17 protein-coding genes are annotated in these 14,574 nt (G+C 72.0%); 5 read left to right on the top strand and 12 right to left on the bottom strand.

Annotated features, from left to right (window positions below; all coding sequences use genetic code 11):
- Positions 1 to 28: 28 nt before the first annotated feature.
- The 3 genes from EXU32_RS01855 to EXU32_RS01845 all read right to left on the bottom strand — a co-directional run bounded on the left by EXU32_RS01855 (position 29) and on the right by EXU32_RS01845 (position 1,890).
- The gene (locus EXU32_RS01855; RefSeq protein ID WP_003792170.1) at positions 29 to 127 is read right to left on the bottom strand and encodes a 30S ribosomal protein bS22; all 99 of its coding nucleotides are present in this window, start codon (positions 125 to 127) and stop codon (positions 29 to 31) included.
- A 172-nt stretch (positions 128 to 299) separates the two neighbouring features.
- Entirely contained in the window at positions 300 to 497 is a 198-nt protein-coding gene (locus tag EXU32_RS01850) for a helix-turn-helix domain-containing protein (RefSeq protein ID WP_068315878.1), read from the bottom strand.
- A 202-nt stretch (positions 498 to 699) separates the two neighbouring features.
- Positions 700 to 1,890, bottom strand: a complete 1,191-nt coding sequence (locus EXU32_RS01845; RefSeq protein WP_130628365.1) for an acetoin utilization protein AcuC — start codon at positions 1,888 to 1,890, stop codon at positions 700 to 702.
- A 71-nt stretch (positions 1,891 to 1,961) separates the two neighbouring features.
- On the opposite strand from EXU32_RS01845, the gene EXU32_RS01840 reads away from it, so the two are divergent.
- Positions 1,962 to 2,621 (top strand): potassium channel family protein, encoded by a 660-nt coding sequence (locus tag EXU32_RS01840; protein ID WP_431603035.1) that lies wholly within the window; start codon positions 1,962 to 1,964, stop codon positions 2,619 to 2,621.
- Positions 2,622 to 2,697: 76 nt separating this feature from the next.
- Here the strand turns inward: EXU32_RS01840 and EXU32_RS01835 are convergent, their stop codons facing one another.
- The 9 genes from EXU32_RS01835 to EXU32_RS01795 are packed head-to-tail and all read right to left on the bottom strand — an operon-like array spanning position 2,698 to position 9,705.
- On the bottom strand, positions 2,698 to 3,216 hold the full coding sequence (locus EXU32_RS01835; RefSeq protein ID WP_130628363.1) for a GNAT family N-acetyltransferase: 519 nt from the start codon (positions 3,214 to 3,216) through the stop codon (positions 2,698 to 2,700).
- Between the two features lie 58 nt (positions 3,217 to 3,274).
- Positions 3,275 to 3,751 (bottom strand): GNAT family N-acetyltransferase, encoded by a 477-nt coding sequence (locus tag EXU32_RS01830; RefSeq protein WP_130628362.1) that lies wholly within the window; start codon positions 3,749 to 3,751, stop codon positions 3,275 to 3,277.
- Entirely contained in the window at positions 3,751 to 4,539 is a 789-nt protein-coding gene (gene proC / locus EXU32_RS01825; RefSeq protein WP_165399537.1) for a pyrroline-5-carboxylate reductase, read from the bottom strand. The genes EXU32_RS01830 and proC overlap by 1 nt, the downstream gene beginning before the upstream one ends.
- A 32-nt stretch (positions 4,540 to 4,571) precedes the next feature.
- Positions 4,572 to 5,519 carry a hypothetical protein gene (locus EXU32_RS01820; RefSeq protein WP_130628360.1) on the bottom strand — a complete coding sequence of 316 codons (948 nt, stop codon included), beginning with the start codon at positions 5,517 to 5,519 and terminating at the stop codon, positions 4,572 to 4,574.
- Entirely contained in the window at positions 5,516 to 6,436 is a 921-nt protein-coding gene (locus EXU32_RS01815) for a diacylglycerol/lipid kinase family protein (protein WP_130628359.1), read from the bottom strand. The genes EXU32_RS01820 and EXU32_RS01815 overlap by 4 nt, the downstream gene beginning before the upstream one ends.
- A gap of 24 nt (positions 6,437 to 6,460) precedes the next feature.
- Positions 6,461 to 7,195 (bottom strand): ABC transporter permease, encoded by a 735-nt coding sequence (locus EXU32_RS01810; protein ID WP_130628358.1) that lies wholly within the window; start codon positions 7,193 to 7,195, stop codon positions 6,461 to 6,463.
- Entirely contained in the window at positions 7,192 to 7,914 is a 723-nt protein-coding gene (locus EXU32_RS01805; protein ID WP_130628357.1) for an ABC transporter ATP-binding protein, read from the bottom strand. Before EXU32_RS01805 ends, EXU32_RS01810 begins: the two co-directional genes overlap by 4 nt.
- A 4-nt stretch (positions 7,915 to 7,918) precedes the next feature.
- Positions 7,919 to 8,737 (bottom strand): sugar phosphate isomerase/epimerase family protein, encoded by an 819-nt coding sequence (locus tag EXU32_RS01800; RefSeq protein WP_130628356.1) that lies wholly within the window; start codon positions 8,735 to 8,737, stop codon positions 7,919 to 7,921.
- Positions 8,738 to 8,778: 41 nt separating this feature from the next.
- Complete coding sequence (locus EXU32_RS01795; RefSeq protein WP_130628355.1) at positions 8,779 to 9,705, bottom strand: Ppx/GppA phosphatase family protein; 927 nt, start codon at positions 9,703 to 9,705, stop codon at positions 8,779 to 8,781.
- A 76-nt stretch (positions 9,706 to 9,781) separates the two neighbouring features.
- Here EXU32_RS01795 and EXU32_RS01790 point away from each other — a divergent pair, with 76 nt between their 5' ends.
- The 4 genes from EXU32_RS01790 to disA are packed head-to-tail and all read left to right on the top strand — an operon-like array spanning position 9,782 to position 14,567.
- Entirely contained in the window at positions 9,782 to 10,618 is an 837-nt protein-coding gene (locus EXU32_RS01790; protein WP_130628354.1) for a hypothetical protein, read from the top strand.
- Between the two features lie 2 nt (positions 10,619 to 10,620).
- Positions 10,621 to 12,039, top strand: a complete 1,419-nt coding sequence (locus EXU32_RS01785; protein ID WP_130628353.1) for an FAD-binding oxidoreductase — start codon at positions 10,621 to 10,623, stop codon at positions 12,037 to 12,039.
- Between the two features lie 44 nt (positions 12,040 to 12,083).
- On the top strand, positions 12,084 to 13,481 hold the full coding sequence (gene radA / locus EXU32_RS01780) for a DNA repair protein RadA (protein ID WP_130628352.1): 1,398 nt from the start codon (positions 12,084 to 12,086) through the stop codon (positions 13,479 to 13,481).
- Between the two features lie 9 nt (positions 13,482 to 13,490).
- Positions 13,491 to 14,567 carry a DNA integrity scanning diadenylate cyclase DisA gene (gene disA / locus EXU32_RS01775; protein WP_130628351.1) on the top strand — a complete coding sequence of 359 codons (1,077 nt, stop codon included), beginning with the start codon at positions 13,491 to 13,493 and terminating at the stop codon, positions 14,565 to 14,567.
- Positions 14,568 to 14,574 lie beyond the last annotated feature (7 nt).

The following is a 14,574-nucleotide window of genomic DNA, read 5'->3' as shown; positions in this document are numbered from 1 at the left end:
CGCGATGCGGCGGGCCCCCTTCGTGAGGTCACTTCTTGTTGCGACGCTGGTGGCGCGTCTTGCGCAGCAACTTGCGGTGCTTCTTCTTCGCCATGCGCTTGCGCCGCTTCTTGATGACAGAACCCATGCGGATGTTCCTTCGTGTCGAGATCAGTGCTGACGGTGGTGCCTCGAGCGATGCCAGTCCTGCAGTCGCAGGCCCCACCGAGAACGAGTCAGACGACAGAGTCTATCCGCTCCGTCGCGATGCTCCGTGCAGGGGCCCTCTGCAGGGCTCCCGTGCAGTGCACTGCCGAGGGTCAGGCCGTCTCGACGAACGAGGTCTCGAGGTACGTGTGCACGGCGTCCTCGGGGACCCGGAAGCTGCGCCCGACGCGAACGGCCGGCAGGTCACCGTTGTGGACCATGCGGTAGACCGTCATCTTCGACACCCGCATGATCGACGCGACCTCAGCCACGGTGAGAAAACGCACCTCACCCAGTCGGTCGTTGGACATGATCACCTCGATATCCGCAGGACCGCGCCGCCGACCGGTGCCGGCGGATCTCGACGAGCCCTGCAGAGGACAACCATAGGGGCAGATGTGACAACTGTGAAGACGGGACGGAGCAAATCTGCGCTCACGTCCACCCGACACGCCGACAGGACGGGACGATTCTGGCGAAATGACGTCCGGATCTGAATCCGGATCAGGGCCGTCAGTCATACCAGACGTCGAGACCGTGCACGGGGAAGACCGCCTCGCGGGTGGCCATCACGGCCCGGTCGACCCCGCTGTGCGGGTTGTAGCCCATCGCCCACGGCTGCACCCAGATCGGCAGGTCCTTGTCGGGGAGGTCACCCATGCGGGCGGGACCTGCCTGCCCGGCGACCAGCTCGACGTGGTCGCGCCAGGCCTGTGGGGTCTCGGTGGAGGGCGGTACCGGCTTGTGCGCCGCGATGGCCGTCAGGTGCGCCCAGGCGCGCGGGACGGCGCTCGCGATGTCGTAGCCGCCCCCTCCGACCGCCAGCCACCGCCCGTCGGCCACCTCGTGCGCGAGCCGATGCAGGTTGACGGCGGCCTGCCGCTGCGCGTCGAGCGAGAGCGCCATGTGCGCGAGCGGGTCGTCCTTGTGGGTGTCACACCCGTGCTGGGTGACCAAGACCTGCGGCGCGAAGGCCCGGACGACCGGGGCGGCCACCGACGTGATCGCCCGCAGCCAGGGTCCGTCGGTGACTCCCGGGGGCAGCGCGACGTTGACCGCGGTGCCCTCGGCACCCGGACCGCCGGTGTCACCGGGCCAGCCCGTGCCGGGGAAGAGGGTGCGCCCCGACTCGTGGACCGAGACCGTGAGCACGCGCGGGTCGTCGTAGAAGATCTCCTGCACCCCGTCGCCGTGGTGGACGTCGACGTCGACGTAGGCCACCCGCTCGACGCCCTGCTCGAGCAGCCAGGTGATGGCGGCGGCGATGTCGTTGTAGATGCAGAAGCCGGCCGCCCTGCCCCGCATGGCGTGGTGCATCCCACCGGTGAAGTTGACCGCGTGCTCCGCCTCGCCGGTCCACACGCGTCGTGCTGCCTCGATGCTGCCGGCCACGATGCGAGCGCTCGACTCGTGGATGCCGGCGAAGGCGGGCACGTCGTCGGTGCCGATCCCCCACTGCCCGTCGGCTGTCGTGGGGTCGGCCGAGATCCTCTTGACCGCCTCGATGTAGTCGCCGTCGTGGACGGTCCTCAGCACGTCGTCGCTCGCCGGCTCGACGTCGACGACGTCCATGTCGTCGAAGATCCCGAGCTCTCGGCACAGCCGGGCCGTGAGATCGAGGCGGATCGGTGACATCGGGTGACCCACCCCGAAGTCGTAACGCGTGAAGTCCTCGCCCCAGATGGCGCACGCCTGTGTGCTCATGATCCGGAACGCTACCCCGGCTAGTGTCGTATCCCACGACCCCCTGATGATCGGAGGACCGCGTGCCGCGCATGCGTCTGCACAACGAGGACGTCCTCGTCCTCGGCCTCGGCCGCTTCGGCGGCGCGGTGGCCACCGAGCTGCACCGTCTGGGCAACCGGGTGACCGCGCTCGAGCTCGACCCCTCGCTGGCCGAGGCCTACCTGGGCCGCGTCGGGCGGATCGTCCAGGGCGACGCGACCTCGGTGACGACGATCGAGGAGCTGAAGCCGCACGCCTTCTCCGCCAGCGTCCTGGCCATCGGGTCCTCGATCGAGGCGAGCGTGCTCGCCGCGGTCAACCTCATCGACGGTGAGGCCCCCAAGGTGTGGGCCAAGGCGGTCAGCCCCGAGCACGCCCGCATCCTCAACCGGATCGGCGTCCACCACGTCCTCTCCCCCGAGATCGAGTCGGGCAAGCGCCTGGCGCACCTCATCGGCAGCCGCCTGATGGACTACATCGAGTTCGACGACGGCTTCGCGATCGTCAAGATGACGCCGCCCCAGGAGGCCGTGGGCTTCACGCTCGAGCAGTCCTCGATCCGCAGCAAGTACGGCGTGACCGTGGTCGGGGTGAAGTCACCCGGTCAGGACTTCACCTATGCGCGCCCGGAGACCAAGGTGCGCAACGGCGACCTGATCATCGTCAGTGGCCCCACGGCGCTCATCGAGCGGATGGCCGCTCGCCCCTGAGGTCGACCCCACCGAGCACGGTGGCCCGCCCCCTTCGAGCGAAGGGAGCGGGCCACCGGTCGTCGTGCGGGCTGGGTCAGCCGCGGTCCTCGCCCAGGGCGAGGACGAGCGCGATCTCCTGCTCGTCCTGGCCGTCGGCGGTGGCCACGCGCATGGGACGGCGGTCGTCGGTGGGGCGGAAGCCAAAGCTCGAGGCGAAGGCGACCGCGCGGCCGTTGTCGGACCCGACCCAGTAGAAGAGCTGGCGCAGGCCCTTGCGCTCGGCGAGCCTGGCGCTCTGCCCCACGAGCTCCGCGGCGACGCCGCGTCCCCGCCACTCGGGGTGGACCCACAGGCCGAAGAGCTGACCGGCGTCCTCGGAGTCGTTGTCCTCGGCGGCCCCCAGGCTGACGACCCCCAGCCGCTTGCCCTCGGCCTCGGCCACGAGCCGGTCACTGCGGCCCATCCGGGCCCGCCAGAAGTCCTCGGCCTCGGCGGCCTCGGCGGCGTGGTCGGCCACGAAGGCCTCCGGAGATTCCTGCAGGGCTTCCAGACGAAGGCTGCGGTAGGTCTCCCACTCATCCTCGGTCAGTGCGCGCACGGTGATCTCACTCATGGCGTGAGTCTCTCATCCTCGCGAGCGGATTGACCTGCCGGGTCATGAACTGTTCACCTCACCCGGGGAGGTGACGGCTCATCCGGTCGCACCCCTCGACGTCACCGGCTGACCCGTCGAAGGCGAACCCGGCCCGCTCGTAGAAGGCCACGGCCCGCGGGTTGTCGCGCATGACGTGGAGCCGCACGACCGCGTCGCCGCGATCGCCGGCGAGGTCGACGCAGGCCTGCACGAGGGCATCCGCGATGCCCTGTCCCCGCGCGTGCCCGGCGACCCACATGGCGACGATCTCGGGGTCGTGGGACTCGTCGGGGCGGTAGAGGGTGGCCGCACCCAGCGGCAGTCCCGCGTCGCGCTCGGCGAGGAAGACGGGGTGCTCGAGCCGCTGACGCCACGTGGTCTCGTCGAAGGCCTCCTCACGGGCGAAGGTGCTCCCGTAGGCGTCCGGCTGGTCGAGGAGCATCGCGAGCCGGACGGCCCGGTGGCGCTGCCAGTCGTCGCCGGAGAGCCGGCGCACTGCCCACCCGTGGTCCATCAGCTCGCTCGGTCGGTGCAGGCGTCCACGGCGTCCGCGAAGGCGTGCCGGACCGCGTGGGCCTCGAGCCGCGCCAGGGCTGCGGCCGTCGAACCCCCGGGTGAGGTGACCGCTGCGCGCAGCAGAGCGGCCTCCTCGCCCGTCTCGACGAGCATGGCGCCGGCGCCGCGGGCGGCCTGCCCCGCGAGCGCGAGCGCGTCGGAGCGGGTGAGCCCCCGGGCGACGCCCGCGTCGACCATGGCCTCGACGACGAGGTAGAAGTAGGCCGGGGCCGAGCCCGACAGTGCCGTCGCCACGCCCTGCTGGGACTCCGGCAGGACGATGGTCTCGCCGGTGGGCGCGAGCAGGTCACGCACCTGCTGCAGCTGCTCGTCGGTGACGTCGTCGGCGGGGCTGAGCACCGTCATCCCCTGACCGACGCGGGCCGGGGTGTTGGGCATGCCGCGGATCGCGGCCACGCCGTCGGGCAGCGCCTCGGCCAGGTCGGCGAGCGAGACGCCGAGGGCCAGGCAGAGGACGATCGACCCCGGGCGAAGGGAGGGAGCCAGCTGCGCGAGCAGGCCCGCCACGGAGTAGGGCTTGACGACGACGAGGTGCACGTCCGCGCGTGACGCCGCGGTCGTGGCGTCGACGACCTCGACGCCCGCCCGGTCGGCGTACTGCCGACGCAGGCTCTCGGCCCGCTCCGCCGCCCCCTCGACGGCGAGGACCTCCCCTTCGCCATCGGCCGTGAGTGCCTCGAGGATCGCGCCGCCCATGGCGCCGACTCCGTAGATCGCGGTCGTCATCTCTGCTCCTGCTCGTGGGTGGTGGGGGGTCGTCATGCCCTGCCGCTCAGCGTCTCGACGAGACGGCGCACCCCGGAGGGGCGGCGGGCGAGGTCGTGGAGGTGCTCGAGCCAACCGGGACCGTAGGGGACGAGCACGCGGACGCGGTGCCCGGCGTCCGCGGTGCGCAGCTGCAGGTCGGAGTCGGCGCCGAGGAAGAACTGGTACTCGAGCCCTTCCGGGCCTCGGCCGGACTGGTCGGCGAGGCCGTCAGCCAGGTCGAGGAGGGTCGGCTCGTGCGTCGCCACCACCGTGTGCACGCCGCTGCCGAGGAGCGTCGCGAGGCATCGGGCAAAGGCCAGGTCCACCTCGTGCGGGTCCTCCCACGCGATAGAGCGGGGCTCACCCGCGCCACCGCGGACCAGCCGCACCCGGGCACCCGAGGACGCGAGCGCGAGGGCATCGGCCTCGCTGCGGTGGCGGCGGGCGACGAGAGAGGTCGTGAGGCGGGGGTGCTCCTGACGCGCCCCTCGGACGAGATCCAGCAGAGCGTCGATATCGTCGTGCGGGCCGGATCGGAGGGTCACGTCGACCCGGTGATCGTCACCGGCGACGCAGACCCGGTGCAGGGCATCGGCAGCCAGGCCCGGGTCGACCCCCAGGGCCAGCTGCTCGGGAGCGAGGTAGATCTCCGACCGGTAGTCACCTCCGGAGGTCACCGGCGCGACCCGCTCGATCGCGGTCACCGCCTCGGACACGGTGACCTCGACGCCCGCGGCGTCAGTGGCCTCGGGCAGGAGCGGGTGAATGGCAGCGAGCCGGTTGGTGCGCCGCAGCCAGGCGGCGGTGACGACGGCCTCGTCGATCGAGTCGCCGGAGACGAACCGCTCGCGCGCCGCCCTGGCGACACGCGACCGGGCGACTGCGTCGCTGCGCTGCGGCGCGACGAGCGCGTCGAGCACACGCGTGCGCAACCGGTCGGGGTGCCACCGAAGGCTCATCGCGTCGTCTCCGGCGTGTGCAACCGGTAGGCCTCGGGCACGACGCGCCAGGTGCGCTCCCGAGCCGGGCTGAGCTCCTCGCCGTCGGAGTTGGCGGCGACGTCGTGGTGGCGCCCGCGGACGGTGACGGTGCGCGCCCGGGTGGTGACGACGTCGTCGAGCTCGGTGTGGGTGCCCCGGCTCAGACGCAGGGCGTAGCGGGCGCGGCGGGCGGGGGCCACGGCGTAGGACACCACGACCTCGGCGAGCCCGTCTCCGGGTCGGGCGTCAGGCGCCAGCTCGGTGCCGCCACCGACGCTCGTGCCGATCGTGATGGCGACCTGCAGCACTCGGCGGCTGCCGTCGCTGACCACCTCGTCGTCCGCGATGATCTCGAGGTGGCGTCCCTGCTGGCCGAAGCCCGCAGCGATCCCCCCGATGGCGTAGCCGATGATCCCCAGGTGCACCTTGCCCAGGCGCTCCTTCCACGGGGCCGCGATGCGTCCGGCCTCCTCACCGACGCCGATGTGCACGGCGTTGGCGACGAGGTTGTCGTCGTCGTCGATGAGGACGTCGACGGGCTGGACCGGGCTGGCCAGGACGACCCGCGCGGCCTCGGCGGGGTCCGTGGGCAGGTCGACCGACCGGGCGAAGTCGTTGCCGGTGCCCATGGGCAGCAGGCCCACGGTCGGCGGGTCCTCGCCCAGGTCACCGGTGCGGCACAGGGCCGTGACGAAGGCGTGGAGCGATCCGTCGCCGCCTGCGATGACGACCTCGCGGCCGTCGCGTCCGGCGACGGCCTCGGTGAGCTCGTCGATCGACTCGGTCTCGACGACCTCGACCTCGGCATCGGCTCGCAGCACTGCCAGCGCGGCGTCCTGGCTCTCGCGGTCCGACGTGCCCGCTGAGGCGTTGGCGATGAAGAGGAGTCGTCTCACGGGCGCCAGCCTACGGTCAGCGGGTCACGGGGTCCGGCGGCGCAGCGTGAGGCTCCCGAGGACGAGGGCGACGACGACCCAGCCGGCGATGACGAGCAGGGGGCTGGCGAGGTCGCTGCCCGGCTGCACCTGTCGCGTGACCGCGGACGCGGCGTCGACGACATGGGAGAGCGGCAGCACGTCCGACAGCAGCTCGAGGGCCCGCGGCAGCTGGTCCCGCGGGACGAGCAGCCCGCACAGGAGGAACTGCGGCAGCACCGTCGCAGGCATGAGCTGCACCGCCTGGAACTCCGTGGCGGCGAAGGCCGAGGCGAGCAGGCCGAGCGAGGTGCCGAGCACACCGCTCGCGACCACGACGAGCACGAGCCATGCTGCGGAGGCCGCGGTGTCGAGGCCGAGCAACCCCACGGAGACCGCCGTGACGACCGCGCCCTGGACGACGGCGAGGAGGCCGAAGGCGAGCGCGTACCCGAGGACGAGGTCGCCCTTGCCCATCGGCGTCGTGAGCAGTCGCTCGAGGGTGCCACTGGTGCGCTCCCGCAGGGTCGCGACGCTCGTGACGACGAACATGACCACGAAGGGGAAGACCGTCAGCAGCGCCGGTCCGACCCGCTCGAAGAGCGGTCCGTCGGCGTAGATCCACGCGAGCAGGCACATCAGGACCACGGGGACGACGAGCATCAGCGCCAGGGTCCGGTGGTCGCGCAGCACCTGCCGCAGGACGCGGCCCGAGGTGACCAGGGTCAGCCGGGGGTTCATGTCGCGGCCTCGTCGACGAGCGAGAGGAAGGCTCCCTCTGCGTCGGCGGCCCCGGTCCGCTCGAGCAGCCCGGCCGGGGTGTCGTCGGCGAGGACCTCCCCTTCGCGCAGCAGGACGAGGCGGTCGCAGCGGGAGGCCTCGTCCATGACGTGGCTGGAGACCAGCAGCGTCACGCCGTCGTCGGCGAGCCGGCGGAAGAGGCCCCAGAGGTCGCGGCGCAGCACCGGGTCGAGCCCGACCGTCGGCTCGTCGAGGACGAGCACCTCGGGGCGACCGACGAGCGCCGCCGCGAGGCTGGCTCGGCTGCGCTGACCGCCGGACAGCGCGTCGGTGCGCGAGCGCGCGTGGCTGGTCAGGTCGACCCGCTCGACGGCCTCGCGGGCGGCGGAGTCGGGGTCGGGCACGCCGAGCAACCGGGCGAAGTGGACGACATTTTCGGCGACGGTGAGGTCGCCGTAGACGCTCGGCGCCTGGGTGACGTAGCCGACCCGGTGGCGCAGGTCCGGGTGGCCTGCAGGCAGCCCGAGGACCTCGACCCGGCCCGCCTCGACCCGCTGGACGCCCACGACCGCCCGCATCACCGTCGACTTGCCGCCCCCGCTCGGCCCGAGGAGCCCGACGACCTGGCCGGTGGGGACCCGCAGGTCGAGGCCGGGCAGGACGAGCCGGCCACCGCGGGTGACCCGGAGCCCCTCGATCTCGATCGCGTCGTCCGTCATGCGATCACGTGCTCTCGCCTGGGTCGTCCGCGACCTGGCCAAGGTGTCGCCGGGCGAACTCGAGCGACTCCCTCAGGTCGTCCTCACGCTCACGGGGTCGCCGACGGGTCCCGACCTCGAGCACGACCGCGCCGGAGAACCCGCTCGTGGAGATGTGCTGGAGGACCTCGGCGCACGGTTGGGTCCCGCGGCCGGGGACGAGGTGGTCGTCCTTGAGGGTCGTCAGGTGACCGTCGGCGAGGTGGATGTGCGAGAGGCGATCCCCGAGGTCGAGCACCATCTGCATCGCGTCGCTGCGCGCGGTCGCCGTGTGCGACAGGTCGATCGTCACGTGGTCGTAGGGCTGGGGCACCGGGTCCCAGTGCGGCAGGTAGGCCTGCACCTGCCGGCCGCGGGCCGCCCACGGAAACATGTTCTCGACGGCCAGCACGATGCCGCTCTCGTCCTCGCGCTCGGCGACCCCGTCGGCGAAGGTGCGGGCGTACTCCTTCTGCCAGCGGAAGGGCGGGTGGAGGACCACCGTCGGGGCCCCCACCTCCTGCGCGAGCTCGATCGACCGGTCGACCTTGCCCCACGGGTCAGGGCTCATCACCCGCTGGGTCAGCAGCAGCGTCGGCGCGTGGATCGAGACGATGTCGATGCCGTGGTGGTCGGCGAGCGCACGCAGGGCCCCGGCGTTCTGCGAGATCGGGTCGGTCCAGACCATGATCTCGACACCGTCGTAGCCGAGCCGGGCAGCGGTCTCGAAGGCCGCCGCCGCCCCCTCGGGGTAGACCGAGGCGGTGGACAGCCCCACCGGCAGGTGGCGCGCTGGATCTGGCATGCATCGAGAGTAGTCCCGCCGGGGCGGGGACCAGGAGGGCCTCAGGCCAGCACGTCGAGGTAGCGCAGGAGCACACCCTCGCGCAGCGCCCACGGGCAGATCGTCAGCTCCTCGACACCGAGCAGGTCCATCGCAGCCTCGGCGACGATGCCGCCGGCGAGGATCTGGTGGGCCCTGGACGCCGACACGCCGGGCAGCTCGACCCGCTGCTCGGCGGTCATCGGGGTGATCCGGGCGATCGTCGCGGTCACGTCGTCGCGGCGCAGCCGACGCTCGACGTACGGCCCGTCGGCACTCGGGGCCGCACCGGCGATGCGGGCCAGCGAGCGCATCGTCTTGCTCGTACCCAGCACCGTGTCGGGCGAGCTGGCCCTGGCATAGGGGCGGATCTCCTTGGCCAGCGTCGCCCGCACGTGGCGACGCGCCTGCTTGATCTGCTGCGCGGTCGGCGGGTCCGCGGCCAGCAGCTCACGGGTGGTGCGGCCGGCTCCGAGGAGCAGGGACTTGGCGATGTCGGGGTCCTCGTCGTCACCGAGGGTCAGCTCCAGCGAGCCGCCACCGATGTCGATGACGAGCAGCTTGCCGGCCGACCAGCCCGCCCACCGGCGGGCGGCGAGGAAGGTCAGGCGCGCCTCGTCCTCACCGCTGAGCACCTGCAGGTCGACGCCGGTCTCCGCGCGCACCCTGGCCAGCACCTCGTCACCGTTGGGTGCCTCACGGACCGCGCTGGTGGCGAAGGCGAAGACCTCCTCGGCACCCTGGTCCTCGGCGACCTCGAGGCACTCGGCGACGAAGCGGGAGAGGTCAGCAGCGCCCCCTTCGTCGATCCGACCCTCGTCGTCGACGTGCTCGGAGAGCCGCAGCAGGATCTTGTGGGACGTCGCAGGGATCGGCGCCGCACCGTGGTGGGCGTCGACGATGAGCAGATGGACGGTGTTGGAACCGATATCGATGACACCAAGGCGCACGGGGGCAACAGTAGACGCAGCAGGAGCGGGCACCGCCACGCCGGGCCGTGTGGTCTCGCGGCATAGGGTGACGGCCGTGAGCGATGACACTCCCCAGCACCCCGGCGAGACCGACCTGACGACGGCGCGCACCTGGGTCGAGTTCGAGGACCCGGGCGAGGACGACCAGCGCTTCCGCTGCGACCTCACGTGGCTCACCTCGTCGTGGACCTGCGTCTTCGGCAGCGGGTGCCACGGCATCGACGCGGACAAGCCCGACTTCGGCTGCTGCGTCCTCGGCGCGCACTTCACCGACAAGGACGACATCGCTCGGGTCAAGGCCGTCGCGGACGAGCTCGGCGAGGACGAGTGGCAGCTGCACCCCGGCTCCACCCGCAGGTCCGCGTGGACGGAGAAGGAGGACGGTGACCTCAAGACCAAGGTCGTCGACGGCGCCTGCATCTTCCTCAACCGGCCGGGGTTCCCCGCAGGGGCGGGCTGCGCCCTCCACCAGCACGCCGTGCTCACCGGCGTCGAGCCGCACACGGTCAAGCCCGACGTGTGCTGGCAGCTGCCGATCCGGCGCACCTACCGCACCGTCGAGCTGCCCGACGGCAGCAGCTATCTCGAGGTGAGCATCGGAGAGTACGACCGCCGCGGCTGGGGTGCGGGCGGGCACGACCTGGACTGGTACTGCTCCGGCAGCCCTGATGCCCACGTCGCCGTCGACCCCGTCTACGTCACCGAGCGAGCCGGGCTCGTCGAGCTGATGGGCGCGGCCGGCTACGAGGAGCTCGCCGCGCGCTGCGAGGCCCACCTCGAGCTCGTGGCCGCCATCACCACGACGAAGGGGGGGTCCCGCCCTTCGCCCTCCGGCCGGGCCCTGCTCCCCCTGCTCGTGCATCCCGCAACCCTTGCCGCACAGGAGAAGTGACCATGGAGCCCAGCGACCTCATCAGCTCGATCCGCACCGAGCTCGGCGCGGTGCTCAGCGACGGTGCGCTCGTCACCGACCCCGACGTCGTCGGCTCCCACTCGCGCGACCAGGCACTCTGGTGCCCTGACGACGGGGCACTCGCGCTCGTGCGGGCGCGCACGATCGAGGACGTCCAGGAGACGATGCGCTTCGCCACCCGTCACCGGGTCCCGGTCGTGCCACAGGGAGCGCGCACCGGGCTGTCCGGCGGGGCCAACGCAGTGCCCGGCTGCCTGCTGCTGTCGCTGGAGCGGATGACCCGGGTCCTGGGCATCGACGCCGGCGAGCGCACGGTGACCGTCGAGCCGGGGATCATCAACCAGGACCTCAAGGACGCACTCGTCGAGCACGGGCTGTCCTACCCACCGGACCCCGGGTCGGTGGCGATCTCCTCCATCGGTGGCAATGTGGCGACCAACGCCGGCGGGCTGTGCTGCGTCAAGTACGGCGTGACCCGTGACTACGTCCGGCAGCTGCGGGTGGTCCTCGCCGACGGGACCCTGACGACGATCGGCACGACGACGGCGAAGGGGGTCGCCGGGCTCGACCTGCGCGGCCTCTTCGTCGGGTCCGAGGGCACCCTCGGTGTCGTCGTCGAGGTCACCCTGCGCCTCGTCCCCACCCTGCCGCAGCCCCTGACCGCGGTCGCGACCTTCGCCGACCTGCGCCACGCTGCGGCCGCCGTGGCCGACCTGATGACGTCGGGGGCCCAGCCCTCCTTGCTGGAGTCGATGGACGGCACGACCCTGCGGATGATCAACGCCTACCGCGACATGGGGCTCGACGACGAGGCGGGCGCCATGCTGCTCATGCAGTCGGACGGCAGCGGTGACCCGCAGACTGCACGCGTGGAGGTCGAGGCCTTCGCGGCCTTCGCCGAGGCCAACGAGGCGATCGACGTCGTCTTCTCGGAGGACCCGGCCGACAGTGCGGCGCTGGTCGCGGCACGGCGCCTGGCGCAGACGGCTTACGAGCACCACGCCCAGTCGCACGGTGGCGGCCAGCTCCTCGACGACGTCTGCCTCCCGCGGCACCGGCTGCCGGAGTTCTACGACCGGCTCGACGAGATCGCGGCGGAGACCGGCCTGACCCTCGCGGTCGTCGCCCACGCCGGTGACGGCAACACCCACCCGTCGATCTTCTTCGACGCGTCCGACCCGCAGGACGTGGCGCGGGCGGACGCTGCCTTCGACCGGATCATGGAGGTCGGGCTCGAGCTCGGCGGCACGATCACCGGCGAGCACGGCGTCGGCTACCTCAAGAGGAGCTGGCTGGCGCGCGAGCTCGACGAGGGCAGCCGCCAGGTGCACCGGGCGGTCAAGGCGGCGCTCGACCCGCTGGGGATCCTCAACCCCGGCAAGATGTTCGCCGACCTCTGAGCGCACGGGGGCTCGCTGTCGGGGTGGGCACGTAGGTTCTGACCATGGCATCGAAGAAGGGCGGACCGACGTACCGCTGCAGTGAATGTGGCTGGACCAGCGTCAAGTGGGTCGGGCGCTGCGGCGAGTGCCAGGCCTGGGGCTCGGTCGACGAGGTCGGCGGTCCGACGGTCCGCACGCTGGCCGCCGCACGGGTGGAGCGCCCTGCCGTGCCGATCCGCGACGTCGACGCCGAGGCAGCGACCCACCGCAGCTCCGGGGTGCCGGAGTTCGACCGGGTGCTCGGCGGCGGGCTCGTGCCCGGGTCCGTCGTGCTGGTGGCTGGCGAGCCCGGCATCGGCAAGTCGACGCTGCTGCTCGACGTGGCCGCCCGCGTGGGTGAGCAGCGGCGGGTCCTCTACATCAGCGGCGAGGAGTCGGCCGCCCAGGTGCGCGGCCGCGCCGAGCGCATCGACGCCGTCACCGACGGGCTCTACCTCGCGTCCGAGACCGACCTGGCGACCGTCCTCGCGCAGATCGACCAGGTGCGGCCCGACCTCGTCGTCATCGACTCGGTGCAGACCATCTCCTCGACCGAGGTCGACGGCGCTCCGGGCAATGTCGGGCAGGTCCGCGAGGTCGCCGGCTCGCTGATCCAGGCCGCCAAGTCCGCTGGCTTCGCCATGCTCCTCGTGGGGCACGTGACCAAGGACGGGTCGATCGCCGGGCCACGGGTGCTCGAGCACCTCGTCGACGTCGTCGTCCAGTTCGACGGCGACCGGCACTCCCGGCTGCGGCTCGTGCGCGCGGTCAAGAACCGCTTCGGCCCGACCGACGAGGTCGGCTGCTTCGACCTGTCCGACAGCGGGATCATCGGCCTCGACGACCCCAGCGGGCTCTTTCTGTCCAGCCGGCACATCAATGTCCCGGGGACCTGCGCGACCGTGACCCTCGAGGGCCGTCGGCCACTCGTCGTCGAGGTCCAGTCGCTCGTCAGCCCGTCGCAGATCCCGACCCCTCGTCGGGCCAATGTCGGCCTCGACAGCGGTCGGCTGGCGATGATCATCGCCGTCCTCGACAAGCGGGCGGGCGCCCCCATCGGCAACCAGGACACCTATGTCTCCAGCGTCGGCGGGGTCAAGATCACCGAGCCGTCGAGCGACCTGGCCGTCGCGGTCTCGATCGCGAGCGCAGTCCTCGACGAGCCCATCGCGCACGACCTGCTGGCGCTGGGCGAGGTCGGTCTGAGCGGTGAGGTTCGCCCCGCCGCCGGGGTCGCGCGGCGGCTGACCGAGGCGGCCCGCCTGGGCTTCCGCACGGCCCTGGTGCCCAAGGGCGCGCTCGGCGACACCCCCGCCCCTCCCGGCATGGAGGTCATCGAGGTGGTCGACGTGGCCACCGCGATCACACAGGCCAGAGGACGCCGCGCCCGACCACACCTCGTGCCCAGCCGCACACCATAGACTCGCGGCGTGCCCGACACCGATGATGAGCTCTTCCGGTCGACCCTTGCCGCGGTCGCGCCGGGCTCCGTGCTGCGCGATGGCCTCGAGCGGATCCTGAGAGGCAACACCGGCGCCCTCATCGTGCTCGGGCACGACAAGCTGGTCGAGTCCCTGTGCACCGGCGGATTCGACCTCAACATCGAGTTCTCCGCGACCCGGCTGCGCGAGCTGGCCAAGATGGACGGCGCGGTCGTCGTCGACTCGGGCGTCTCGCGCATCCTCAAGGCAGCGGTCCAGCTCGTCCCCGACTCGAGCATCGAGACCATCGAGAGCGGGACCCGGCACCGCACGGCCGAGCGGGTCGCCAAGCAGACCGGCCACCCGGTCGTCTCCGTGAGCCAGTCGATGCACATCATCGCGTTGTACGTCGACGGGCGACGGCACGTCCTGCGCACGACGACCGAGCTGATCTCCCAGGCCAACCAGGCCATGCAGACGCTCGAGCGCTACACCAACCGCCTCAACGAGGTCACCGGCACCCTGTCCGCCCTCGAGATCGAGGACCTCGTCACCGTGCGTGACATCGCCGTCGTCCTCCAGCGACTCGAGATGGTCCGTCGCATCCACGCCGAGATCGCCGAGTACGTCCTCGAGCTCGGCGTCGACGGGCGCCTGCTCACGCTGCAGCTCGAGGAGCTCACCGCCGGGCTCGACGAGACGCTCGACGCGGTGATCCTGGACTACCTCGACCCCGAGGGCGCCGTGGCCTCCAGCGCGCAGGTGCTCGACAACCTCGCCGCCCTCGACGCCACCGAGCTGCTCGACCTGGGGCACGTGGCCAAGTCGATGGGCTTCCCCATCGTCGGTGAGTCCATCGACGCCTCGGTCAGCCCGCGCGGGCTGCGCATCCTCGGCAAGATCCCTCGCCTGCCGGGCGCGATCGTCGAGCGCCTCGTCGAGCACTTCGGGTCGCTGCAGCGCCTGCTGGCCGCGGGCATCGACGACCTGATGACCGTCGACGGGGTCGGCGAGCTGCGCGCCAGGACCGTCCGTGAGGGGCTCTCGCGACTGGCCGAGTCCTCGATCCTCGAGCGGTACGTCTGATCGACCG

The sequence above is a fragment of the Janibacter limosus genome (assembly GCF_004295485.1).
Classification (GTDB): Bacteria; Actinomycetota; Actinomycetes; order Actinomycetales; family Dermatophilaceae; genus Janibacter; species Janibacter limosus_A.
Note: the sequence above shows the minus strand (reverse complement) of the source record. Positions and strands in the feature narration are given on the sequence as shown.